19 protein-coding genes are annotated in these 26,395 nt (G+C 40.6%); 11 read left to right on the top strand and 8 right to left on the bottom strand.

Annotation, left to right across the window (positions count from 1 at the left end; genetic code table 11):
- Positions 1 to 42: 42 nt before the first annotated feature.
- Positions 43 to 1,248 carry a redoxin domain-containing protein gene (locus tag WC743_RS03130; protein WP_373010316.1) on the bottom strand — a complete coding sequence of 402 codons (1,206 nt, stop codon included), beginning with the start codon at positions 1,246 to 1,248 and terminating at the stop codon, positions 43 to 45.
- A gap of 126 nt (positions 1,249 to 1,374) precedes the next feature.
- Here WC743_RS03130 and WC743_RS03125 point away from each other — a divergent pair, with 126 nt between their 5' ends.
- Both WC743_RS03125 and WC743_RS03120 read left to right on the top strand, forming a co-directional pair.
- Positions 1,375 to 2,883: a sensor histidine kinase gene (locus WC743_RS03125; RefSeq protein ID WP_373010315.1), complete on the top strand. Its 1,509-nt coding sequence runs from the start codon at positions 1,375 to 1,377 to the stop codon at positions 2,881 to 2,883.
- The gene (locus WC743_RS03120; protein WP_373010314.1) at positions 2,880 to 3,572 is read left to right on the top strand and encodes a response regulator transcription factor; all 693 of its coding nucleotides are present in this window, start codon (positions 2,880 to 2,882) and stop codon (positions 3,570 to 3,572) included. Before WC743_RS03125 ends, WC743_RS03120 begins: the two co-directional genes overlap by 4 nt.
- 15 nt (positions 3,573 to 3,587) lie before the next feature.
- Here the strand turns inward: WC743_RS03120 and WC743_RS03115 are convergent, their stop codons facing one another.
- The gene (locus tag WC743_RS03115; protein ID WP_373010313.1) at positions 3,588 to 6,041 is read right to left on the bottom strand and encodes a DUF5916 domain-containing protein; all 2,454 of its coding nucleotides are present in this window, start codon (positions 6,039 to 6,041) and stop codon (positions 3,588 to 3,590) included.
- A 143-nt stretch (positions 6,042 to 6,184) separates the two neighbouring features.
- Between WC743_RS03115 and WC743_RS03110 the strand changes: the two genes are divergently transcribed.
- From WC743_RS03110 to WC743_RS03090, 5 genes are all read left to right on the top strand, one after another.
- A complete protein-coding gene (locus tag WC743_RS03110; protein WP_373010312.1) occupies positions 6,185 to 7,354 on the top strand; it encodes a hypothetical protein in 1,170 nt (389 codons plus the stop codon).
- 70 nt (positions 7,355 to 7,424) lie between these two features.
- Complete coding sequence (gene ffh / locus WC743_RS03105) at positions 7,425 to 8,753, top strand: signal recognition particle protein (RefSeq protein WP_373010311.1); 1,329 nt, start codon at positions 7,425 to 7,427, stop codon at positions 8,751 to 8,753.
- Positions 8,754 to 8,860: 107 nt separating this feature from the next.
- Complete coding sequence (locus WC743_RS03100; protein ID WP_373010310.1) at positions 8,861 to 9,661, top strand: TonB family protein; 801 nt, start codon at positions 8,861 to 8,863, stop codon at positions 9,659 to 9,661.
- Positions 9,662 to 9,805: 144 nt separating this feature from the next.
- Positions 9,806 to 11,977, top strand: a complete 2,172-nt coding sequence (locus tag WC743_RS03095) for a DPP IV N-terminal domain-containing protein (RefSeq protein WP_373010309.1) — start codon at positions 9,806 to 9,808, stop codon at positions 11,975 to 11,977.
- A gap of 195 nt (positions 11,978 to 12,172) precedes the next feature.
- Entirely contained in the window at positions 12,173 to 12,553 is a 381-nt protein-coding gene (locus WC743_RS03090) for a hypothetical protein (RefSeq protein ID WP_373010308.1), read from the top strand.
- A 618-nt stretch (positions 12,554 to 13,171) separates the two neighbouring features.
- Here WC743_RS03090 and WC743_RS03085 read toward each other — a convergent pair.
- On the bottom strand, positions 13,172 to 13,792 hold the full coding sequence (locus WC743_RS03085) for a hypothetical protein (RefSeq protein ID WP_373010307.1): 621 nt from the start codon (positions 13,790 to 13,792) through the stop codon (positions 13,172 to 13,174).
- The gene (locus WC743_RS03080; protein WP_373010306.1) at positions 13,779 to 14,264 is read right to left on the bottom strand and encodes an RNA polymerase sigma factor; all 486 of its coding nucleotides are present in this window, start codon (positions 14,262 to 14,264) and stop codon (positions 13,779 to 13,781) included. The genes WC743_RS03085 and WC743_RS03080 overlap by 14 nt, the downstream gene beginning before the upstream one ends.
- A 547-nt stretch (positions 14,265 to 14,811) precedes the next feature.
- On the opposite strand from WC743_RS03080, the gene WC743_RS03075 reads away from it, so the two are divergent.
- The 3 genes from WC743_RS03075 to WC743_RS03065 all read left to right on the top strand — a co-directional run bounded on the left by WC743_RS03075 (position 14,812) and on the right by WC743_RS03065 (position 17,906).
- Positions 14,812 to 16,350 (top strand): YifB family Mg chelatase-like AAA ATPase, encoded by a 1,539-nt coding sequence (locus tag WC743_RS03075; protein WP_373010305.1) that lies wholly within the window; start codon positions 14,812 to 14,814, stop codon positions 16,348 to 16,350.
- Entirely contained in the window at positions 16,347 to 17,426 is a 1,080-nt protein-coding gene (locus tag WC743_RS03070) for an acyltransferase family protein (protein WP_373010304.1), read from the top strand. Before WC743_RS03075 ends, WC743_RS03070 begins: the two co-directional genes overlap by 4 nt.
- A 105-nt stretch (positions 17,427 to 17,531) precedes the next feature.
- The gene (locus WC743_RS03065; protein ID WP_373010303.1) at positions 17,532 to 17,906 is read left to right on the top strand and encodes a response regulator; all 375 of its coding nucleotides are present in this window, start codon (positions 17,532 to 17,534) and stop codon (positions 17,904 to 17,906) included.
- Between the two features lie 60 nt (positions 17,907 to 17,966).
- On the opposite strand, the gene WC743_RS03060 is transcribed toward WC743_RS03065, so the two are convergent.
- The gene (locus WC743_RS03060) at positions 17,967 to 20,948 is read right to left on the bottom strand and encodes an outer membrane beta-barrel protein (protein WP_373010302.1); all 2,982 of its coding nucleotides are present in this window, start codon (positions 20,946 to 20,948) and stop codon (positions 17,967 to 17,969) included.
- A 208-nt stretch (positions 20,949 to 21,156) separates the two neighbouring features.
- Positions 21,157 to 21,852: a hypothetical protein gene (locus tag WC743_RS03055; RefSeq protein WP_373010301.1), complete on the bottom strand. Its 696-nt coding sequence runs from the start codon at positions 21,850 to 21,852 to the stop codon at positions 21,157 to 21,159.
- Positions 21,853 to 22,074: 222 nt separating this feature from the next.
- On the opposite strand from WC743_RS03055, the gene WC743_RS03050 reads away from it, so the two are divergent.
- Entirely contained in the window at positions 22,075 to 22,344 is a 270-nt protein-coding gene (locus WC743_RS03050; RefSeq protein ID WP_373010300.1) for a hypothetical protein, read from the top strand.
- A 71-nt stretch (positions 22,345 to 22,415) separates the two neighbouring features.
- Here the strand turns inward: WC743_RS03050 and WC743_RS03045 are convergent, their stop codons facing one another.
- Positions 22,416 to 25,013 (bottom strand): zinc-dependent metalloprotease, encoded by a 2,598-nt coding sequence (locus tag WC743_RS03045; protein WP_373010299.1) that lies wholly within the window; start codon positions 25,011 to 25,013, stop codon positions 22,416 to 22,418.
- Between the two features lie 111 nt (positions 25,014 to 25,124).
- Positions 25,125 to 26,339, bottom strand: coding sequence for an aspartyl protease family protein (locus WC743_RS03040; protein WP_373010297.1), 1,215 nt, complete (start codon positions 26,337 to 26,339; stop codon positions 25,125 to 25,127).
- Positions 26,340 to 26,395 lie beyond the last annotated feature (56 nt).

Below are 26,395 nucleotides of genomic sequence, written 5' to 3'. Positions count from 1 at the left end.
GGAATGTTTAAGCTTTTTGTTGGAGGACTATAGAATGCTTTGCTATTTGTAAAACACCAGCACCTTCATTTTCCTTTCCGCTTTTTCTAATGTCAAGCCAAGGCTAGCTATTGATTTTAAGATGCCATCGCGTGTCCTTTCTTCTACATTGGTTTTAATATCAAACCGTTTGGTTAACCCCGTTTCGTCAACAACAGGCAGTTCCATTTCATTGCTTAAATACACCCGGGCAAAATCGGCAAGGGTAGTACCTGTACCGTCAAACCCCCTGCCGCTAAAACCATAGGTCAATTTATCACTTAATGAAACCGGTAATTTAGTGGCTGATGGGTTGTTTGCCCTAAGTATATAAACCGGAATTATCCTTTGTTCTGTACGGGCTTTAATAGGCAGGGATGCAAGCAGCTTTTTCTGCATAATGCTTTGCAGGCTGTCTTTTTGTTCGGGTTTTACTAACAGGTCAAAACAGTAAAGAGTGGGTTTATTCTCAAAATCACAAGCTTCTTTTTCAGCAATTTCATAGATCACCTGTTTAGATGAGGTAATATCAAATGCATCTTTATACATGATAGTAATGCAAGAGTTGATATAGCTTACCCTACGGCCGTTGTAAGGCGGGTTTATATACCTTCGCCCCATGCTTTGTTGCCCTTTCATATACCCGCGGATAGTAAAGCTTTCGGTCATGGTGCTGTCAACCCCAAAAATATCTTTACCAGCAGCTACGGCCTCTTCCATAATTTCGGCGCTTGACCGCACCTTTTTACCTTTTAGCAGGTTATTTATCATTTGCTGATTGATGGAATCGGTTTTAACAAGCGCTACTATTTGGTGCTTACTATTAATTATTGCGCTTTGCCCAACAGATGTGAAACCAATGGCCTTATACAAAAAGAATGTACTGTCACTTACCAGCCATAACTTTGAAGGTTTTTTAGCCAGGTATTTCTTTAATCGTTCCGGCGAATCATCAGATATAGCAATAATACGGATAGTGCCGGGGTTGCTGTTTTGCAGTTTTGCCAGTGCATCCATCTCGGGGATACAAGGGCTGCACCACGTGCCCCAAAAGTTCAGAATATAAAATTTAGCACCATTGGCCTGGTTAAGGTTAAACGTTGCTACCGGCGCATTAATAATTGGCTTCATAACAACATCCGGGAACATATCCCCCTGTTTTAATGCTGTTTTTTGTGCGGATACCGCCAGGCTGCTTATTGCTAAAATAAACAAGATAATTTTTTTCATGCTTGTAAGATTAAGTGCAGCAAAACTGGTAATAAGCCAACTAAAAATGGGTTATCAGCCGGGTTAACTTAGGTTATATTATGTTAACGGGGCAGGTCATTCAAATTCTAACAATTACATTTGGATATGCTTAAAACCACCCGCGCCATTATAATACTGTGCACTGCTGCCATTGTTATGGTGCTGCTGCTGCAGTTTTACTGGGTTAAAAGTTATTATGCAGTAAACCAGTCGGCTTTTGAAAAAGAAGTGAACATGGCCTTTGAAGACGCGTTAAAAAAAGAATTCAGCCTACGTTGCGATACCATACAGAACCTTATTGCCAACAGGCTAATGGATACTGCGGAGTTTAAAATTACCAGCAAATTTAGTGACGGGCAAAAGAAATACGTTTATACAATTGCAAACGCGCATAAGCTGTCAGATAAATTTAGTTCCTCTTCTTTTTCTAAAAAAGGGATCAATAAAGAATTACGGCCAACAGATACGGTGTTTAAGCGACAAATTGCCGAAAGATTTGCCTATACAATGAGAAGTGAGGATCTTGAAAACCATATAGTTTATTACCGAACCCAAAACCTGGGTGGTTTTATGATAGATAACATGGCTAAGTATGATTTTGATACCACCCGGTTAAGGCCGGTATTAAATCATTACCTGGCACAGCGGAATATTAAAGTTCCTTTTAAGTTTTATTTGCGCGCAACAGACAGCACCTTAAACCGCAGCCGGTTTAACCCTCAATTAACCGCAAAATATCCTATCATCACCAAAGCATACCCAACCTATAAGCAACAGGGGCAACAGCAATATGTAAGGGCTATGTTCACCAATCCATTTTCATACATTGTATCAAGAATGGGGCTAATGTTTGCTGGCTCGTTATTGCTAATTGGCGTTGTGGCTTTTAGCCTGATCTATTTACTGCGGCAATTGTTTAATGAAAAGCGGCTATCAGCTATCAAAAATGATTTTATAAGCAATATAACCCATGAGTTTAAAACGCCTATTGCAACTGCATCTGCCGCTATAGAGGCTATGACAAATTTTGATGTGCTTGATGACAGGCAGAAAACGCGCCGTTACCTGCTGCATTCAAAAAACGAGTTAGATAAGCTATCGGCATTGGTAGATAAAGTATTGAATATTTCTGTTTATGAAAACCAGCAATTTGATATCAGGCCCGAATCATTCAATGTTGATATTGTGGTTGAAACAATTTTAAAAAACTTAACCGGCATACAATCAAAAAGTGTAAGGTGGAATTACAGCAACACAACAGGTGTGGTCATGCTTTGTGCTGATAAAGCCTATTTTCAGCATGCAATAAATAATGTTATTGATAATGCTGTTAAATACGCAAAAAACGATGTGCTTATAGCGGTGACCTGTGTTATTAAAAACGACTTTTTTATTATATCAATAATGGATAACGGCATTGGTATAGCGCAAAAAGACCTTCCGATGGTGTTTGAAAAATTCTATCGTGTACCAACCGGGGATAGTCACCCAATTAAGGGACATGGCCTGGGGCTTAATTATGTAAAAAGCATAATTGAAAAACACAAGGGCTGGTATAAAATTGAAAGCGAATACGGCACCGGCAGCACTTTAACTTTAGCATGGCCCATATGAGCGATATTAAAGTTTTATTAGTTGAAGATGAAGCCGTACTGGCCGAAATAGTACAGGAGAGCCTGCAATTGCGCGGTTTTAATGTATTGCAGGCAGGCACCATAGCCATTGCCAAAGAGCAATATTTTAATAATCAGCCTGATATTATTGTACTGGATGTAATGCTGCCTGATGGCAGCGGCTTTGAGCTGGCGCGGCAAATACGGAATGTTGATATGGAGACCCCGATTATTTTTCTAACATCAAAATCTTTACCGCAAGATGTGGTACAAGGTTTTGAAAGCGGCGGTAACGATTATCTTAAAAAACCATTCAGTCTGGAGGAATTGATTGTTCGTGTTAAGGCGTTGCTTAGTAAAAACAGGCTGCTGATTAATAATGCCGGTGCGGAGTTAAAAACAACCGAACTGGGCAACTATCGTTTTCAATATCCAAAAGGCACTTTAACAAATTATACTAACACACGTTTGCTTACTACCCGCGAAAGTGAAATATTGCACCTGCTGATCTTAAATAAGAACCATGTTTTAAGCCGCAATGATCTGCTAATGGAACTATGGAATAACAATGATTATTTCTCGGGCCGAAGCCTGGACGTTTTTATGGCTAAGCTGCGCAAATATCTAAAAGATGACCCATCTGTAAGCATCCTTAATATCCGCGGGCAAGGGTATAAATTGATATATTAATATAGCACAAGCCTGTTAGCTCTTTTGCTTCTTTCGCAAACTCTGGTAATCGATATAATATAGCACCTTAAGCGAGAAATTGTTATTCTGCGGCTGGTTGAAGGTATCGTCTAGGTTACGTAAATAGCCCTGATTGGCTAAATTATTATTTGTTGATGACGATATTTTCCAGGCCACACTTATCTCGCTGCCCGGTGTAAACTGCCAAACATATATCATATCCATATTCAAAATGTTGGCATTCTGATCAGCTTTGTTAAAATCGGTAGAGGTAAGCGTTATCAGTGAACCATTTGGTGCCAGGTCTAAAAACCGCTTGTTATTAACCTTGCTCCAGTAATGCCTTAAGCGCAGGTTTAAACCCATAATACTGCTGAAAGTATATTTTAGACTGAATATATTCTCAACCGTATGCACATCGCGTAAAGCAAAAATGGGGTTACCTGTTGTGTTATCCTTAGTGGAGTAGCCCGTGTAATTTATACGCGGACTAAAAGTAATATCTTCACCAAAGGAAAATTTATTACTGAGGCGAAGGTTGCAATAAAGCTCCAGGTCATTACCATGGCCGCCAAAGCCATTAGCAACCCATTGATCTGAATACCAAAACCCGCCCGAAAACATTTTGGCGCGATTGGTGCTTAAATTCCAGTTCAATACAAAATTCTCTGGCGCCTGGTAAACACGGCCTGCAACACGCGGCTCATAAAAATCGCTGCCCTGGCGGCGATAATGACCATTTATATTTGCATACCAAAAATTCTTAAAGTTGCCGAAGCCACCAAAATTCTGATTAAAATATTGATATGTCGCCGGGTTCACCCTGCGGGAATAATAGGTATTTGTCCATACACCCCATTGGGTAAACACCTTTTTTGGCTTATAGTTAGTATACGCCAGGTTAAGGTTATGATCTAAAAAGTTGTTGTTGAATAAAATACCCAGGTCGTTAGGGTCATACTTACTGTCTACCATATCCTGATAAACGTTCCAGGTAAAATTACCCGATGATTTACCCCCGCCAATTTCATAACTGTAACCGGTTGCTGTTTGTGTGCCGGCACCGTATTTATTGCTCATCATGGCATAGCCAAGTAAATTGTAGTTGTTTTTTTTATTATTGAGATTATAAACAAACCCGCCTACATCTGCCGAATAATCTTTACCAAAGCGGTTAACGTTGGTATTGATCAGTGTAACTGATGAATTATTTTTCAAATTCTGATCAAGCACAATAATATTAAAATTAGTAAGCGGGCTGGTTTGCACCTGTCTGCGGTTACCTTGCGGGTCTTCAATTGTAGCGTAGGCCGTATTAGTTATCGCGTTAAACACACCTATTCCTAAACCGTTCGACATTCTGCCCGATAGCTTGGTAGCATTAAGCAGTTTGGCCTCGGTAGGGTTGCTTGTTACTTCCTCTCCGGGTTTTAAGTTATTATAGGCGTTGTTATAATTAATTGGTGTGCCGCCCACCCTGCGCGAATAAAACAGGTTGCCTTTGTTAAACAGTTCGGTACCCTCCGTAAAAAAGGGCCGGTTCTCATTATACTTTACCTCAAAGGGGGTTAAGTTCAGGATCTTGTTATCAGACTGTACCTGCCCAAAATCGGGGATGAGGGTCAAATCAAGCGTAAAGCTTTCGTTAATCCCGTATTTAACATCCATACCGCCATTAACAGAATTAGTAGTGTTTTTTACACCCGGGGTATTGTATGGGTAATGGTTAACATAAGTAGAAAAGTATGGGTAAAACGCCAATCGTACGGGTGGCACTATCTTTTCCAGCCCGGTTAGTATTCCTTCCTGGTTCATAAGGCCGCTTTGCTTAGGGTCAAGCTCGTTCCAAAACAATTGCTGCTGAAAATTCTGGCGTTTACGTATCAGGTTCATACCCCAGGTTTGTACATCTTTTTTAGCAAAACGAAGTGCGGAATAGGGTATTTTTATTTCGGCTGTCCAGCCATGCTCATCTATCTTCACCTTGCTTGTCCAAACCGCGTTCCAGTTAGGGTCTTCGGTATTACCGTTTGGGTTGGGGGCGTACTTGGCATCAAACTGGCTATTGGCTGATGTTACAAAAAACCCGGTTCCGTTTATGCCATCCTTATAGGTATCAAATATTATCCCAATAAAATCCGCATTGCCCACGTTATCCCTTGTGGCAATCTCCTTGGCCACCTTGTCTGCCGAGGTTTCATACATGCGGGCACCAACGTATATGGCATTATTGTCATATATGATCTTTACTTCGGTACGTTCTTCGGGCTTTTCGTGACGGCCGGCATTGGGCTGCAGTTCTACAAAATCGGTTGCTATTGCTGCGTTTTGCCAAACGGCGTCATCTAACGCACCATCCATTTTTGGCGGGGTAGTAGTTTTTGAAGCAACTAACGTTTTCTTTTCTTTTTGAGAAAAGGCATTTAATGTTATTGCAGCAAGCAATATGGCAATTAGTACTACCTTCATTTGGGGGCTATAATTCAATAAGATGCGTTAAGTTGGCAAAACGTTACATACTATTTTGTTAAATATTGGTTAATGAGTGTTAAATAATGATAATTAGCACGTTGCGCTTAAATTATTTAACTTGATGGCCTATATTTATCATAATGAAACCGAACCTTTTTGGAGCCGCAACCACATTATTATTAACTTTTAGCATCGCCTTTTCTTATGGGCAAAATGGGTCGGTGGTCATTCAAAATAACGTCAATCTGCCAAAAGATTCAGTAACCAGCCAACTCATCAGTTCATTGAATGGCTTCCTGGGCCAAAAAGAAAAACTTACTAAGGAGAACACTTTTGTTTTAAAGGACGACCTTTTAGAAACCGCGGCCTTATTAGATGAAATGAAAGGTGTAGAGCAAAACGCAAAACTAAAGGACGGCGGCTTTTACAAACCATACCTCACAAATATTACCAAACGGGATAACAATAACTTTATCATACAACTATCGTACATAGGTATTGCCGATAATACACCCGCAATAAGGGCCAGTTTTAAGCTATTGGCAAAACACATTGATGGCCGGTTTTATTTTTATTCGGCATTAAAACAAAATGCAACATCCTGGAAAATAAAAAAAGCAGGCTATATTACCTATTGCTACAAAGACACACTAAATGCCGCTGATACAAAAGAATTTCAAAAAATGGTTTTCCTCTACGATAAAAAACTAAAAGCAAATAAGCCAATTGTGCTTTACTACTGCGATAATTTTTTAGAGGTACAACAAATGCTGGGGGTGGAATATAAGGCAGATTATGCCGGAATTATCAGTAATAACCTTACGGCAAACGAAAATGGCATAAGTTTAATTGTAAACGGATGGAACGCCAGCAGGCATAGGTTTGATCCGCATGATCTGTTTCATGACAGGCTGCGTACTGTGCTAAGTAATGATGTTATTAACCGCCCTGTTGATGAAGGCTGCGCTTATTTACTGGGCGGCAGCTGGGGCAAAAGCTGGACTGAGATACTCACCCTGTTTAAAGCATATGCCAAAGAAAACCCCAATGCCGATTGGTTACAGCTATATATAGATGCCAAAAACTATAGTGACGATGGCGGCAAGATCCTTAAAGTTTCATATGCCATAAATGCTTTGATAGCGCAGCAACTCGAAAAAGAAAAAGGATTTGCTGCCGTGATGGAATTGCTAAGCTGCGGTAAAAAGGAAAAAGGCGACGAGAATTATTTTAAGGCCCTGGCCAAACTAACAGGCATAAACAAGGCCGATTTTAACAGTAAAGTGTGGAATTTGATCAAAGCTTCCTGATTTTCATTTATTAGGAACTGGTTATGCTTCAAAATCTTAACTTTGTCTCCTCAAAAATTAAGAATAAATAATGTTTGAAAATCTTTCGGATAAACTCGACAGGGCTTTTAAAGTACTGAAGGGTCAGGGATCAATTACTGAAATAAACGTGGCCGAAACCATGAAGGAGATACGCAAAGCGCTCCTGGATGCCGACGTTAACTATAAAACAGCCAAAACTTTTACAGATGATGTAAGGCAAAAGGCAATGGGCGAAAACGTGCTTACCTCTATTTCGCCGGGGCAGCTGCTTACCAAGCTCATGAACGATGAGCTGACCGCCCTTATGGGTGGCACCACTGCCGAACTTGACCTTAAAGCCTCACCAACCGTAATATTAATTGCAGGTTTGAATGGCGCGGGTAAAACAACCTTTACCGGTAAGCTGGCCCATTATTTAAAAACACAAAAAGGCAAAAAACCATTACTGGTTGCCGATGATATTTACCGCCCGGCAGCGATAGATCAGCTGCAGGTATTAGGGCAGCAGATAGGTGTACCGGTTTATGCCAACCTGGAATCAAAAGACCCGGTTGCCATAGCCCGCGAGGGTATTGCTTTAGCTAAGCAGAATGGCCATAACGTGGTTATTATTGATACCGCCGGCCGTTTAGCTATTGACGAGGCCATGATGGTGGAGATTGAGCAGGTTAAAGCTGCTGTTAATCCGCATGAAATATTATTCGTGGTTGATTCCATGACCGGCCAGGATGCTGTGAACACCGCCAAGGTGTTTAATGACCGCCTTGATTTTACCGGTGTTGTTTTAACCAAATTGGATGGTGATACCCGTGGTGGTGCGGCGTTGTCAATTAAATCTGTTGTTAATAAGCCGATAAAATTCATTGGTACGGGCGAAAAGATGGAAGCGCTTGACGTTTTCCACCCTGATCGTATGGCATCGCGTATTTTGGGCATGGGCGACGTGGTTTCTTTGGTGGAGCGTGCGCAGCAGCAGTTCGACGAGAAAGAAGCTGCCGAGCTGCAAAAGAAGATCCGCAAGAACAAATTCGACTTTAACGATTTTTACAGCCAGATACAGCAGATCAAAAAAATGGGTAACATGAAAGATCTGATGGGCATGATACCGGGCGTAGGTAAAATGATGAAGGATGTTGAAGTAAGCGATGATGCTTTTAAATCTATCGAGGCCATTATCCAGTCAATGACACCAAAGGAAAAGGAAAACCCCGACCTGATCAACCAAAGCCGCCGTACCCGTATAGCCAAAGGTTCAGGCACGGATCTGCAGGAAGTAAACCGCCTTATAAAGCAGTTTGATGATATGCGCAAGGTGATGAAACAAATGAGCAACCCGGCCGCCATGGCCAGCATGATGCGCCGGATGCCAAAGATGTAAACGAAACACTCTACTCTGCTACAAAGGAGAACGGAATATTTTAAAAGCCTTAACATTTGTTGAGGCTTTTTTATGCCCTATTTGTTAAACATTAATATATTTATATCGTGAGAATAAAAATGCTGTGCCTGGTTTTGCTGGTTTCGTTTAAATTATTTGCCCAAAAAACAAAACAGGTGGTAAGTGACGATTTAAGCCGAAACACCCGGGAAATTTACAACGTGCTTAAGGCCGACAATGAAACGCTTGAAGGATCATATAAAACCTATACGATATTAAAAAACGATCTTTTACAGGAAGGATTTTATCATAAGGACCAAAAGGATGGCTTTTGGAGATATTATACAAATAAAGGGGTGATTTTAGAAGGCTCTTACAAAACCAATGAAAAAATTGGCATATGGAGCGCCTATGATGCGCAACGCAAATTACAGGTTAGCTATGATTACACTATTAAAAAACTATTGTTTTTTAATCAACAATCAAGCGATAGCACAACATATGATGTCATTAATGGCACCGATACCACAAAAACAGTTTTAGAAAGGCCACCAGTATATCTAAACGGAAACACGTGGCTTTTACGAGCTATAGCCAGGGCGACGCAATATCCCGATGATGCGCACTATGCAACCAAGCAGGGTTACGTAATTGTGTCATTTACAATAAAAGACGACGGTAAGTTAGCCAATTACCGCATAGCAAATTCATTAGATCCGGAGTTGGATAAGGCGGCCATCAAAGCCGCGGCATCAATTGAAGGCGATTGGTTGCCTGGCATCCTTAATGGAAAGCCCGTGAATGTTAAATATCAGGTGCCGGTAAAGTTTGTAACCAATAGAAGATACCCAACCCGCCTTATTCCCGCGTCATCAATATTAAGAGGTGGCGTAACAATAGTTCAATAGTAATAAGCACAACTTTCAAATCTCTAAAGAGGCCGCATAAGTCCATTAAATTCCTTTATCCTTCCCTTTCGTAAAAAAGATAGTACATCTGCGTTATTCCGCCCAATTTTTATAAACTTAGCTTTTTAATTAGCTTTAACTGACATGATCTTAACTGTACCTGTTCGCCGGGCGCTATTTGTGGCTCTGGCCATTTCTGCTGTATCCGCGCAAGCGCAAAAAAAGCAGCTCACCATTGGGCAAATGCTTAAGAACGAACCTAATAAAATTGTTGCCCCTTTACCAAACATAACAGGCTGGGCCGATGATACCCACTATATAAAAGGCACATTTGGCGGCGGTCGCCGTGGAGGCGGTGGCGGTGGCAGTACATCTGTTGATGTATTAACCGGTGCCGAAACACCTTACACGCCACCTCCGGCTAAAGGCACAACAGTATCTGTAAAGGATAAAGATATTTACCTGAAAATGGTTGACGGTACCGAAACCCGTTTAACTAAAACCGCCGACGTTGAGCAAAATCCAACATTATCGCCTGATGGTAAAAAAGTGGCTTTCACATTTGGCGGCAATTTATACCTGATAGATATTGCCAGTGGCAAACAATCACAACTAACTACTGATGGTACCGATGTTATTTACAACGGTTACGCTTCATGGGTTTATTATGAAGAAATTTTGGGTCGTCCAAGCCAATACAGGGCTTTCTGGTGGTCGCCGGATAGTAAGCACCTGGCATGGATGCACTTTAATGATACCAAGGTGCCTATGTTCCCGATATACAATTCAGAAGGGCAGCATGGCTTTACCGAGCTAACCCGCTACCCCGAAGCAGGTGACCCTAACCCGGAAGTGAAGATGGGATTCTATTCGCTTGCCGATAATAAAATTAGCTGGGCCGATTTTGATGAGAAGGCAGACACCTATCTGGGCACCCCTTTTTGGTCGCCTGATGGCAGTGCTTTATGGATGCAGTGGATGAACCGCGACCAGAACAACCTTAAAATTTACGCGGTTAACCCAACAACCGGTGTTAAAAAAGAACTCTATAACGAAACTCAAAAAACATGGCTGGATTGGTTTGATGATATAAACTTCCTTAAAAACAACCAGGGCTATATTGTTAGCAGCGATAAAAACGGATGGATGCACCTTTACTGGTATGGGATGGATGGCAAACAAAAATCGCAGATCACCAATGGAAATTATACCGTAACCGGGTTAAAATATATTGATGAGAAAAACAAACTGGTTTACTTTACCGCTCGTAAAGAAAATTCGGCCCGGGTTGATTTTTATAAAGCAAACTTTAATGGCAAAGGCTTAACCCGCCTAACTACCGGCGAATACAATCATACTATCAGCCTATCTCCGGAAGGAACTTATTTTACCGATAGCTATTCAAATGTATCAACCCCAACAAAAATGGGTGTATATGATAATAAGGGCAAGCTGATAAAAGAAATTGCAGACAGCAAAGGCGCCGAATATGGCGATTACGAGCTGGCTACAACACAATTGGTGCGTGTTAAAACTACCGATGGCTTTGATTTGCCAATGACCATTATGCTGCCATTAAACTACGATGCCAGCAAAAAATATCCGGTGATCATCAGCATTTATGGGGGGCCAAATGCGGGTACCGTTATGGATACCTGGCGCTTTAGCGGCCAAAGCCAATGGTGGGCAAAAGAAGGTGTAATACAGGTGGCAATGGACCACCGTGCATCGGGCCATTTTGGTAAGGCCGGACAAAACTACATTTACAAAGATCTGGGTAAATGGGAAATGGCCGACTATATAACTATGGTAAAACATCTGGAGGCCCAATACAATGTTGATCCTAATAAAGTGATGATAACAGGTGGCAGCTATGGTGGTTATATCACCGCTTATGCCTTAACCTATGGTGCAGATTACTTTACCCATGGTATTGCCAACTTTGGTGTAATGGATTGGAGCTTATATGACTCCCACTACACCGAGCGTTACATGGGTACGCCAAAAAACAACCCGGAAGGTTACAAAAGCAGTTCGGTGTTAACTTATGCTGATAAACTGAAAGGCCAGCTGCGTATTGTACACGGCACTATGGATGATAATGTACATGCTCAAAACAGCATCCAGCTGATATCAAAACTGCAGGACCTGGGCAAAAACTTTGAGTTTATGCTTTATCCCGGCCAGCGCCACGGTTTCCGCGACCCGGCAAAAGCCGCCCATCAGCAAATGGAAGCAAATAAATTCATCTACAAATACCTGCTTAACAAACCGTTCCCCGAAGAGGATTTTAAGAAGAATAATACAAGATCATAATTTGGAAAACGCCCCCGGTAACCGGGGGCGTTTTTGTTTATAAAGGGGGCGTTAAACCTTATCCCGACCCATCAGTCTAAACTATAATGTTGCTATTTTTCAATTAATCAAAATTAAATTTGGTTTAATGAAACTAAACAACCAGATTTACGTAATTAATATAAATAACTGATTGTTTTACTAAAACACATTGCTATGTTAAAGACCTATCAATCCATTTATGTACAGGTGTACAGGTGGAGCTTCAAAAATTTCGGTCAGGGTAAGAGCTTACCTCAGTTTAAATCAATGTTCAATGTGAGCTTTCTGCTGGTGGTATTACTGGCAAATGCAATGTTGTTTACCAAATTAATGATAAAAGCGCAGTGGGTATCGCTTAACGCGTTCTCTTACCTGGCTATTATGTGCGGGGCCGTATTCTTTTTACTGCTGAGCCATTTTATACTGTTAAATAACCGCTGGCTAAAAAACATTAATATGCAACTGGCAACAGTAAGCAAGCGCAATATGAATATGTTTTCGTTTCTGCTATTGGTGAACGTGGTGTTTGCCTGCAGCCTGTGCTTTATAATATAGCGGATATATAATAATATTAGAAAAAAGGAGATAACCGGTGGTTATCTCCTTTTTTGTTTTTGTTTAAGAGCGATAATATCATCACCGTTCAGAATAACAGTAGCTTTTATAGCTAATGAACAATGGTATTAAAGTATTGTATCTCCCAATTGCCCTTATTCTTTTTAAAGCAAAAATGAGGATCTCGTTAACGTTAGGCAATTTCAATTTCAAACCTGCTTTATGGTTATTTATTATCAGGCTCTTAATTTTAAGGTATCGAATTGATGTATCTGCTTCTTTATTGCCGGGATAAAATACTTTTATATCTGACGGGATAACTTTTTTCTTTAAAATAATCTTATTCCCAAAAAATAATTTTGAAATTTCCTTTGATAAACTGTCTTCTACCAGAACAATATTTGATTTATCCCGGTAGCTATAATGTTACTGTCCTAAAGCCACAAGCGGGATGCTTGTGGTAGCAAAGGTAATGCAATCATACGAAAGCAGCAGTATTGTAACCTTTATGCAATTGTATTTTAAGCAGTAATATTAATATCATCTACCTATTTTAACATCCCAAAAATCAATGCAGAGGCGCCCCCTACCAAGAGCGCTTTTTTGTATTGAGAATATTCAGTTGCCAGTAATTTGTTTTAAAACCGATTTTAGTTCATCCAGGTGTTTTTGGTAGCTACGTTTAACATGCAGGCCTATAAAAAAATAACTTGCTATAAAAGAGATGAGCATCACCAGTATAATCATTGACATATTTATAGCAGAGATGCTGTTTGTGAGTAATTTATAAATATATCCGGTTGCTTGCCCATCCCATATTATTCCCAAAGCAACAATGATGGTTAAAGGTGTAATACACACATTATAGGTTTTGTATAACTCGGTGTTTAATTCAAGTTCGTATACTATTTTACCTATGCCTTCCTTAACGCTTTGGTCATACTTGTTTGCACCCCGGTAAAACATATAAAATTTAAAAAAATAAAAGCAGTTAAGAATTACCAGCGCGCATAATGTAATGCACGTAACGTTTAAAAACAACATAGCTTTTGGCTTGCTAAATAAAAACCAAAACAAAATTACATACGAAAATAGCGTGGTAATGAACTCGGTTTTCATGTTGTTACGCACTTTTGATATCGCCGACGACGTTTTTCTTTGTAAAGCGGCATCTAATGGTGAGTACTTAAATGAAGTATCATCATTTTTCCAGGTGTCTTTTAAATCATCTATGTTCATAACTTATATTTTTAATGATCTCTTTTAATTTGTTTTTGATACGGGTTAACCTCACCCTTACATTAACCTCAGATATGCCCAGATTTAGGGCTATCTCGTTATAGGGTTGGCTTTCCATATAAAGGAATATCAAAGCCTTTTCAATTTTATTGAGATGTTTTAATGCCGCATAAAACAGGGCAAGCTGCTCCTCTTTCTCGGCATGTAAAGAATGGTCGGGCAGGTTATACGCCATCTCGGTTAAAAGCTCGGTATCATTGCGGCGTTTTTGCTTTTTAAAGTAAGTTATCGCGGTATTTAGGGCCACGCGATAGATCCATGTGCCAATTTTACTGTTGCCTTTAAATGATTCAAAAACCAACCATAATTGCAGGATTATCTCCTGCATCAGGTCATCACGGTCGGCGTTATCATCCTGATAAATGCGGCAAACCCGAAAGAGCATCCCCTTGTGCTCTTCTATCACTTGCATAAATACTGCTTCCTTATTTATCACGCTATTGATATTGCCTTTAACCAGTTAGTATCTGTTTTTAAGAATTGTTACATCCCGGCTTAATATTGTTATTATATTACTTTAATAAGCATTGATAGTTAAGATCAGAAATAGCCAAGATGAGCAACTTTAAGTGATTTTTAAAGCCTGTTGCTCTGATAGTTTAAGCCTTTGAGTGGGCTTTAATTAAATGCAGATATGGTAAGCGCAATGATATCATAAAAGATAGCCCCCCGCTACCGCAAGCGTCCCGCTTATGGACCAATGCTTAGTAACCGCCCTGAAAAATTGATACGCTTGATTTAAAAAATATCTGTTTTGTCTAAATGTTACTGTCCTAAAGCCACAAGCGGGACGCTTGCGGTAGCAAAGGCGCGGTAATAATGTTAACCAAAACACTTCAGCCTGTGGTCGGTGTTATCACCGCACCACAACCCCGCAATGACATTAATGTCAACCAAAACGCTTTTACAAACCCATCCTCAAATAAAATCTATATCTTTCGCTGTATAAAACCTTACATGTGTTAGTTAAAACCTTTGGAAGTGCGGTTTATGGTATTGAGGCTATTACCATAACAGTTGAAGTGAATATTGCCCCGGGTACCAAGTACTTTGTGGTAGGCCTGCCCGATGTCGCCATTAAAGAAAGCTACTTCCGAATTGAATCGGCACTTAAAAATTGCGGTTACCGCATGCCCCGCCAGCAGGTGGTAGTAAACATGGCCCCTGCCGATATTAAGAAGGAAGGCTCGGCCTATGATCTTACCATTGCTACCGGCGTTTTAGCAGCCTCTGGCCAAATAGAAACCGAAAACCTGGACAAGTACCTCATCATGGGCGAACTGTCGCTTGACGGAGGCCTGCAGCCCATTAAAGGCGCATTGCCAATAGCCATACAGGCACGTAAAGAAAAATATAAAGGTTTTATCCTGCCCAAGCAAAATGCCCGCGAAGCTGCTATTGTAAATGATCTGGAAGTTTACGGGGTAGATAATATTAAGCAGGTGGCCGATTTTTTTAACGGCACAGCCCAACTGGTACAGGAAGTTGTTGACACACGCGATGAGTTCTATAACAGCCTTACCGCTTATGACAGCGACTTTAGCGAAGTACGCGGGCAGGAAAATATTAAACGTGCTTTAGAGATTGCCGCCGCTGGTGGCCATAACGTAATACTGATAGGGCCACCGGGAGCGGGTAAAACCATGCTGGCACGCAGGCTGCCATCTATTTTGCCCCCGTTAAGCCTATATGAATCGTTAGAGACCACCAAGATCCATTCTGTAGCCGGTAAATTATCAACTGCAGATGCTTTGGTAACCACAAGGCCGTTCCGCTCACCGCATCATACTATATCAGATGTAGCCCTGGTTGGTGGCGGCAGCAACCCACAGCCGGGCGAAATTTCGCTGGCCCATAATGGTGTTTTGTTTTTAGATGAACTGCCTGAATTTAAACGAAGCGCATTAGAAGTAATGCGCCAGCCGTTGGAAGAACGCCGGGTAACCATATCGCGCGCCAAGTTTACGGTTGATTATCCCAGCAGCTTTATGCTGGTAGCCAGCATGAACCCTTGCCCTTGCGGATATTATAACCACCCCGAGAAAGATTGTATATGCCCGCCGGGAACAGTACAAAAATACCTGAGCAAAATATCCGGGCCTTTGTTAGACAGGATTGACCTACATGTGGAGGTAACCCCGGTTAACTTTACAGAGTTATCATCAGAGCGATTGGCCGAGAAAAGCGAGTTTATCCGCGAACGCGTAATAAAAGCGCGTGATAAACAAGCGGAGCGATTTGGCAATAAGCCCGATTTGCATGCCAATGCGCAAATGAGTCCGCAGATGGTAAGGGAAATTTGCAAGATAAGCGCGGCCGGGCAAAACCTGCTGAAAAAGGCAATGGAAAAGCTGGGCCTCTCCGCACGCGCATATGACCGCATCCTGAAAGTATCGCGCACCATTGCCGATCTTGCAGGAAGCGATGAGATACAACTGGAACATCTGGCAGAAGCCATTCACTTTAGAAGCCTTGACAGGGAAGGCTGGGCAGGATGATAACCAAAGCCGATAAAACCCCACGCAAACGATACCTTGAACTTGATGCGTTAAGGGGCTTTGCCGCTGTGTTTGTAATGCTATTCCATTATACCGAGGGTAAAAATGCGCCGGAATTTTTTACTTTAGGCGTAACAGGCGTGGACTTGTTTTTTCTGATAAGCGGTTTTGTAATATTTATGAGTATTAACAAAGTTGCTTCGGGCAGCGAATTTGTAATTAACCGGGTGGCAAGGCTTTATCCTACTTACTGGGCCAGTGTCACATTTACTTTCGGGGTAATAGTATTACTTAAAATGGTACACTTTAATATGAACCACGCCCGCGAAGTTAGCTTTGCCGACTACCTGGTTAACTTAACAATGTTTCAGTATTATTTTAACATAAAGGATATTGATGTACCTTATTGGACCATGATCATTGAGATGCTCTTTTACCTGCTTATTCTTGCCTTGTACCACCTTAAATTGTTAAGGCATATTGTACTAATTGGTTGTATTATAAATGGTCTTATAATTATAAATTATATACTTATCAACCAGGGCATTCTGCCCAATTACACCGGCTACTTTCCATTAATGAACCATTTTGCTTTATTCCTGGGCGGCATAATATTCTATAAAATTGTTACTGATACCATTGAAAAACCAACCGGTTATCTGGTTGTGATCTTTTGCCTTTTAACGCAAACTATAATATTCAAATTTACCGGTTCCAACCCTGCTCATATCACCTTTATGCAATACGCCTGCATGCTGGTATTCTACTTTATGATGTTTGTATTCTTTATTAACAATAAATTAAAGTTTATAATATCTAAACCGGCCCTGTTCTTAGGGCGTATATCATTTGCTTTATATTTGATACACAACTTTGTATTTAGGGGATTGATAGGCTATATGGAAAATCATTTCCATTTGCCTTACTGGTTTGCAGCAATATTTATTGCAGTGCCTTTAGTTATTATATTGGCCTATTTAATAACCGAATACATAGAAAAGCCTTTTGGTAAGAGGTTTAAAAATGCAATGCATCATATAATTGAAGGCTACCGGTTAAATTCTCAAAGGGGCTAACTGTAAACTGCTCTTCATGCTGCTTGCCCAAAAATGTTAATTAAATGCTAATTAAAATATTTGCTTTTCTTAAAACTTATTTCTAGTTTCACTCTTCTACAATCAATGAATAACAAAGTAAAAAGAATCATTATTTTTGATGATGATGAAGATATCTTATCCATCTGCCGTTATATTTTAGAAGAGCAAGGGTGGGAGGTACATACTTTTACAGATTGCAACAATATTCTTGAAAAAGTCTCAGGGGTATGTCCTGATATTATACTGATGGATAACTGGATCCCGGATGCCGGCGGCATCATTGCCACACAAACGTTAAAGAAGGATGGAGAGCTAAAGAATATACCTGTTGTATATTTTTCTGCCAATAGCGATATCCAATTACTGGCAGACCACGCCGGGGCAGAAACTTACCTGGCCAAGCCATTTGATTTGGAAGAACTGGAGCGTGTTATCAATACTGTATTTATAAACAATTAAAAATATTCATTCATAAAAAAGCCCCTCTTTGTTAAGAGGGGCTTTTCTTTTTTAGTGCAATTACATTGGGCCGCCGCCGAAACCGCCGCCACCCGGTCCGCGATCGCCGCCACCACCAGGTCCGCGATCACCACCGCCACCCGGGCCGCTTCTAAATCCTCTGCCAGGTTCAGCTGTTGGAGATTTACCTGAGAATTTTTGCAGGCGCAGCGTAAAGGTTAACAATGCATAACGACCAAGTCTGTTAACATTTGTTTGTGTAACAATGCTGCCATTGGTAGTTGTTGAAAACCCTGTATTTTCATTAAATAAGTCATATGCCGCAAGGCGTAATGTACCCCTATGGTCTTTTAAGAACCTGCGTTCGATATAAGCATTAAAAATGTTAGGGTTTTTAATAGGGATGGTGCTTGCATAACCGTAGTTAAATGTTTTAGTGTAATCGTAACTCAATGTCCAATCTTTCCAGATATAGTTTTTACCGTTTACACCTAAATTAAGGGCACGGATATTTGTATTCTGATTTAAAAGAGCAGTGTTTAATGAATTAACCGTTTTGTTAATGGCGTAACTTGTGTTTAACTCCGCATCAATGATATCGGTAACATTCATTCTGAAACGTAATTGAGGAGCAAATGTGAATGTTTTAGCAATATTTTTATCAACAGTCGAAGCAACATTATTGCTATCAATACTCTGTGAAAAACCAATATTGTTTGTGTAACCAACATTACTGCCAAAAATAACTGTGTATTTACGTTCAGACCAGGGCTTAGAGTAAAGGATGTTACCGGTAACAGTATAATAACCACTTGAGTTTAAATACTTGGTTAAGTTGGTATTTTGCAAATTAACTAACGATGGGTCGGCAGCTAAAGCAGCCTGAGAAAACCTGGTTGGATAAGTAATAGTATTTTGAACTATCTTGTTATCGGTTTGTGTGAACTGTCCGCGTATTAAAAATATGTTACCCGTTTGGAAACTAAACGCATTGTATTGTAAAGACAAATTGTTGGTAAACTCAGGTTTTAGATCTGGGTTACCCTGTACAGGATATAACGCGTTTGAAAAGTCAATAACCGGCTGTAATTGATTAAAGGCCGGCTGATTACTGCTTCCGTTATAATTTAAGCGGAAGGCCTGGCTTCTGGAGAAATTATAATTAAATGATGCAGTAGGTATAATATTAAAGGTTGATATACTTGTTGAAACGTTGTTCTTTACGTTTGTGCCATTAAGCTGTGCCGGCTGTGCGCCAACACCTACCGTAACGTTGTATTTCTTTTCAATAATTTTATAGTTTAACGCAAACCGGTTGGTAGTAAATGTATAATTATAGTTATTGCTTAAAAGGTCATATTGGTGATACCTGTCCGGGTTTGCTGTATATAAGGTATCTGTTTCCTTGTTACTTGATGTGTAAGAATGGCTCAGATCATATCTTAATTCAAGGAAAGAAACCTTACCAATTGGCTCAAGGTAAGATACGTTTAGGCCATAGGCATTTGTACGGCTATCTGTAAATATTACCTGGTTAATAGGCGCTGTTGGTACACCAACGGTATAATCATAAATGGGGTTATCATATTGGTTATTTTTGTTGGTGCTTGCATTAAAACCAAACTGTATGTTTCTTCTTGTCCCTTTAAATTTATGGTTATAAAAACCGGTTACGCCGTAATTAGGGGCGGTTGAGTTACTTATTGAATTTGATGTATACGCCAGGTTTGTAACACTGCCTCTTGTTGATGCAACATTATCAAAGCTGCTTACGTCTGTACCATTATAGGTAAACGTAGGTGTAACCTTTAAATAGTTTAGGGTATCCGGTTTCCACTCTACGTTAAAATTAAAACGATGGTTTACCGGGTTATTTGTTTCCTGGCTAATTTGGTTACTTGTACTTGGCGTTGTAAAGTTGTTGGTTTGCAGGGTTGTAGAATTAGTGAAGGTAGTGTTATCGCTAAAGCTGTAGCTACCATATACTGATAGGGTTTTACCCCATTGATCTCTAAAGTTTAAACCTATAGAATGTGCATTGGTAATACCGTTTGCATTGGTAGTAGAACCTGTAGAGCCGCCACGCAACGCGTTACCACGGCCACCGCCGCCGCCGCCGCCACCGCCGCCAAAACCACCGCCGCCGGCAGCACCACCCGTTGCCGAGCCAAAGCTGAAGGTATTAACATTGGTATTGTTAATGCTTCCTAAAACAGAAACTTGCTGGTCTCCTTTAAACTTGAAAAAGTTTAGCAAACCCACATAGCGGTTATCATTAGTAACTCCCGGGTTTTTGGGTAAAGCATCAGAACCATCGCCGCCTGTGGCCTGGCCAAAGTAACCGTAGTTCTTATCCTTACGGATAGTAAAGTTTAATATTTTATTAGGTTCGCCGGTTTTTACACCTGTTAAGTTGGCCTGGTCGCCATAATCGTCAACAATCTGTACGCTTTCAATTACGTCTGCGGGCAGGTTCTTTGTCGCGCTTTGTACATCGCCGCCAAAAAAGTCTTTACCATTAACCCTAACCTTGGTTATTTGCTTGCCTTGTGATGATACGGTACCATCCTTAGCTACATCAACGCCGGGAATTTTTTTCAATACATCTTCAATAGGTGCATTTTCGCGCACTTTATAAGCAGCAACACTGTATTGAACGGTATCTTCTTTAAACACTACCGGGTTTACTCCAACAATAGTAACCTGTGCCAGCTGCCTTGTATCTGATTTAAGGATGAATGGGGCAAGCACAACAGGGGCGGTCCCGTTATCTAAAGTAAAATGTTTAATTATTGCCTGGAAACCTATAGAAGTAATTGCCAGGTTTATTTTGGTGCCTTTAACTGCCGGGAAAGTAAACTTGCCGTTTACATCGGCTATGGCTACAGTACTATCCCCTTTTTCGGATGTAAGTTTAATATTACTGCCGGGCAGAGATAGCTTTGTTGAATCCAATACAGAACCCTGTACAACACGTGTTTGCGCATTTGTTGTAAGTACGTTAAAAGATACAATCGTTAAGAGTAAAAATAGATATTTCATGGTTATTTTAAGGGTATTCGCTTTAGTAATATCGTAGTACACGTATATATTATGCAAATGTTCACTTTATAAATTTTAAATATTTAATAATCATATTATTGTTACATATTATAATAGATAAAGCACTGCGATTGTTACATATAAAAAGTGCGCCCTGCTTTACGGGGCGCACTTTTTATAAAATGCTTGTAGATGTTTGCTGCAAATGCTAATTAGACAGGTGCAGGGCCGAGGCAACCTCGCTGTAATTTTTAAGGTTTAATCCCGGATGCGTTGTTGACAGGTTTGTGAATGATGTACCGGTAATTACTACTACCTTAAAATCTAACCCGGCTCCGTTAAAATTCGTTTTTATGTTGATGTAACCCACCCCGTATGATGACAAGCTTATACTACGGTCGTTCTCAACATAGGGTAACGCATAAAAACCAGTTGTGCTGCCGGTTGAGCGAACATACACCAAAACCACTCCCTGGTTAACAATGTCCTGTGTTATAGCAGGCACATTAAATGTATTAAAACCAGTTAACACAACGCTTTTATTGGTAAATAAAAATGTTTGGACGTTGGCAGATGCACCGTCTGCTCCTGCAGCGCCGGTTGCACCCGTTGCGCCAGTAGCACCGTCTGCTCCCGCAGCACCTGTGGCCCCCGTGGCGCCGGTAGCTCCTGCCGGGCCAGTTGCACCAGTGGCCCCGGTTGCACCCGTGGCGCCGGTTGCACCGGTAGCGCCCTGCGGACCCTGGCTACCGGTAGCACCAGTAGCGCCGGTAGCGCCGGCATCACCTTTATCTCCTTTTTCTCCCTGTATCCCTTGCGGACCAGGGGAGCCCGTTTTGGAACACGAAGAAACGGCTAAAGTGCATAGCAGTAAAAACGGCAATGAATGTCTAAGTTTAATCATGTGGTTATATATTGGTTATATAAGTAAGTAAATGCTTTTACGTTGACGCACCTAATTAGTTACAATTATTAATTCAAATGGAAAGTACATTATTATTATAATTAAAAAAAGGGAGAGAGGTCCCTCCAATGCTAATTGTTTGCTTCTGTCTGGAAATTCTTTATAGTAGAATGCAAAACCTTTTGTTAATATTTTTCGTTATACTATATTAAACATTAACCTATGGATAACATCGGCACCTCTCTATACGCTAAAGTACATCGCTGGACTGATGCGATTGGTTTCCGGCTTAATGCGTCACAAACAAATGGTAAAAGTAATGTAACCACAAGGCACTACTTTTTTGAAACTTTTAACTTTTTTGAACGCTTCAAGAGTGATCCGGAGAAATCAAAATTCTTGTGTTTTGATATGTATGGCGAAAAGGTTAACGTAAAAACCTTGCTTGATCTGCAAACCGCTTTTTTTGAAAATATCAGCCAGTTAAAGTAAAAGACACATCGTTATATTATAAACACATAAAGCCTCTTATCAGGAGGCTTTATGTGTTTATAATAGCTGCATTAGTAATTTATTTCGCGGTCCTGATTGTCATCATCAGTTAAGCGCCCTGGTGTACCGGCGCCAACATTCACAACAGGCCTTGTTGGGTTTAATGCCTCCTTTATACGCAAACGCAAATCGGCATAATGTGCTGCAGTTAAAGCATCACCGCCTTTTGGCAGGGCCGTACTAATTTTGCTCAGCTCGGCACGTACCATAGGGCGAATGTCAGATAAAGCAATATTGATAGGAGTAAAACCCATATTAGCTAACTGTATTAAGGTTGCACCCGGGAAACTCCTGCTTGCATCCTCATTTAGCATGGCTTTTAGGTTATCAATATAACCACGTTGCAGGTTGCGTTTAAACTGGTCTGGCTTGCCGGTGCCAAATACCCCTCCACGCAGGTCAGTAAACAATTCTGCTACAGTGTAAGCCTTCGCGCCATTCTTTGATTCGTTATCAAACATGCGGGCCATTCTTGATGCGTTAATAACATTTGTTAAAGCATTAACCTGTACCGCTTTAATACGGTTAATTACTATCCCGTTATCAAATTTGCTTAGCTCATTATAATTGATGAGCCAATATGGGGTTGTAAAAACTTGTTTATTTAAAAAATCAACCGCATCATGCTGTAGGCTTTTGTTTACAAAACTATAAACCGGGCCGGTTTGGTCATATGTTTTAAAGTTCTCGTTCATGCCGCCAATATTCATGGTAACATGGCCAATGTAGCGATTGTACTGGCCAATAACTTCGTTATACAGGGTTTGTACGTCGCCAAAACTTTCACCCTTCTGAAAGCTCCACGTTTCAATGTTGGGTAGTATCCTTTTCAGGTTGGCAATGCCATAAGTACTTGCTTTCATGGCGTTATCCCCCAAATCCTCGTTCTGCAAGCGTGGGTCAATAGATGTACCCTGGCGGCCATAGTAATAAAGAGGGTTACCTGCTTTTTGCTTGGTCCAGGCATCTAAAGCTTCTTTTTCCTGCTTAGGCGATTTATTGCCCGGGAAGTAGCTATAGCCCCATTTAACTGCCCACAGGTCATACTCGCCAATTTGCGGATACAGGTGCGTTACCCCATCGCCCGGCTGGGCAATGTAGTTAAAACGTGCATAATCCATAATAGATGGTGCTGTACCATGCTTATCGGTAAATGTTTTAGAGCGTAATGAATCAACCGGGTAAGCGTAGCTTGAACCAAAATTGTGCGGCAGGCCAAGTGTATGGCCAATTTCATGTGATGATACAAAGCGGATCAGTTCGCCCATTTGCTTGTCACTAAACTTTGCCGTGCGCACGTTAGGGTTAACGGCAGCGGTTTGTATAAAAAACCAGTTGTGCAGCAGGCTCATTACGTTATGATACCAGCCTACATGGCTTTCTAGTATCTCGCCTGTACGTGGGTCGGATATATGTGGGCCATAGGCGTTTTGCACATCAGATGCAAAATATCTTACCACACTGTAACGTGCATCTTCCGTACTAAATTCAGGGTCTTCAGTTGCTGTTGGCGCAGCTTTACCTACAATAGCATTTTTAAATCCAGCAGCCTCAAATGCCTTGTTCCAGTCATTAATACCCGCAATAAGGTATGGCGCCCATTTTTTAGGCGTGGCCGGATCTATGTAATAAACAATTTGCTTTTTAGGTTCAACCAATTCGCCACGGGTGTAGGCAGCTTCATCTTTAGGCTCCAGTTTCCACCGGTGAATGTAGGCGGTAACTTCAGCTTTTTGGGCATCGGTACCATAGTCTGTTTGTCCCTGGCCAAAAAAGCCAACGCGCGCGTCCATTAAGCGCGCTTTCATTGGTGTTTTTGGCAATAATAACATGGAGGTATTCAACTCAAAAGTTAAGGCACCGTTCGTATTATCTGTTGGCGACTCTACCGAGCGGAATGTTTTTAATGTACGGGTTTCAATATTGATAGGGAAGCTTTTAATTGTATCAATGTATGACCGGGTATTATCTAAAGCTGTTACTTTATATAATTTTTTAATATTATCAGGCAAGCTAATAGCAGCAACATCGCCATTATACATGTCGGTAACATCAACTAAAACACCTGTTGTATCTTTATTGTATGCTTTGATATCAAATGAGGCCAATACTGCATCCAAATTTGAATTTTTTACAGACTGATACATCTCACTTGTACTATCGGCCCTTACAGAATAACTTGGCACGCGAATGAATATTTGCTTATCATGACGCTGCCATTTCCATACCTGTTCGTTAACTTCTTCGCCACCGTATTGCTGGCCAAAAGATTTTAAACCTGCAGGCGTTTTTACAAAACGGGTTACCACCAGCATTTCGCGCTCAAGCAAGCTGTCGGGAATTTCAAAATAATATTTGCCATCAACTTTATAGGTATTAAAAAGGCCGTTATCGCCTTTTACTTTTCCTACCAGGTCGCTGAATTTTTTTATGCCTTCTTTTTTAACGGGGCCAACTGTCGCAACAGCGATTGAGCCACCCGGCGTGTTAGTTGTTTTTAAGGTAACGGTTTGGGTTGCTTGTTTTTTGGTGGCGCATGAGCTTGCTAAAGCCGCAAGTGTAACAACTGCAACGCGCAAGTAAGTACTTACCCGTAAGGATGTATTCATTGGATGTAATTAATAGTTAAAATTAAATTAGTAAAGGATAAAAATATGCAATAATAACCTATTATAGAAAACGCAATAGGTTTGTTACAAATTACATAAACACAGAATGTGTTATATACGGCGCTTTAATGTCAGAATAACCTTATCATATTTTTTATCATGATATATTTCCAGCAACAGGGCGCGTTCATCTTTTGATTTTAAAATACCATCTACCTCCTCAATTCCCATTTGCGAAACCGGCTTTAGGTTGATGGATACAATTTCATCATCTTTTTCCAAACCAATATCGGCAGCCGGAGAACCCGGAGATACCCTGCTGATAATAAGATGCTGATAGTTTTCACCTCCGGCAAAGTATTCCATGCCGCTCATATCAAATTCATAAGGGTTTTTAAAGAACCTGTTTGATTTTAAATACATGGTGCTATTGCTATAATCAAATATTACATGAAACCGTTTTAAAATGCCAATGCCCATATTACCATCACGCTGAATAGAGAATTGCCTTTTAGCGTAATCAATATCAGGGAAAGAGGTGATGACATTCTTAATTTTGTACTTGCCAATATCTACCTCTTGCATCCGGCTAATAAATCCTGTTATTGGGCCGTTTAGTGCTACTCCCAAATTAGCCGCAATGAATTTAGAAGGCAATCCGTTCTTGGTTATCAGGTTTTCAAGCGATAATGGGTGACCGGCACCAATATCTATCACCAGTTTATTTTTTATTTTTTTACCCCCCGGATATGTTATGGTCGTTTCCAGATAGGGCTTCTTCTCTTCTATGCTAATAGGCACTTTATGCATTTTACGCAGCTTGGATAAATCATGGGGTTTACAAACAGTTATGGTGCTGTCTTCAAAATTTATTTTTACGGCCAATTCACTAAAAAAATCGTAACCTAACAGCCCGTGTATGGGCATCCCAACATATCCCGAAAGGTTGAAATAATCCTGCTTCAAAATAGCGGCACCAACGCCTTCGCTATTTACGCCCGGAATTTGTATATCTAACGGCGCGGTAACTAAAGCTTCATAATCTTCACCTTCGGCAAGGCCGCTTAATTTGATGGTGCGCTTATTCGGAATAACAATTGAATCTACCAGCTTGGGCTCGGTAATTATCATAATGCCTACTCCGGTATCTAATATAAAATTATACGGCCCCTTGTCATTAATATGTAGTTTAATAACCACCATGTTCCTAACCAGTTTAAACGGGATATTTACATTCTTACGGGCGCTGTTAATTACAAAGTGCTGCGCGGATGATGACAAAACAATATAGCATAGTATGGCGGTAAGCCATATACACTTTTGCATAAAATATCGCTGTATAACTAACAAATGTTTATAATTGGTAGTTAAATTTAATATTT

Source organism: Mucilaginibacter sp. (assembly GCF_041660805.1).
Taxonomy (GTDB): domain Bacteria; phylum Bacteroidota; class Bacteroidia; order Sphingobacteriales; family Sphingobacteriaceae; genus Mucilaginibacter.
This window is presented reverse-complemented; position numbering and strand designations above follow the sequence as displayed.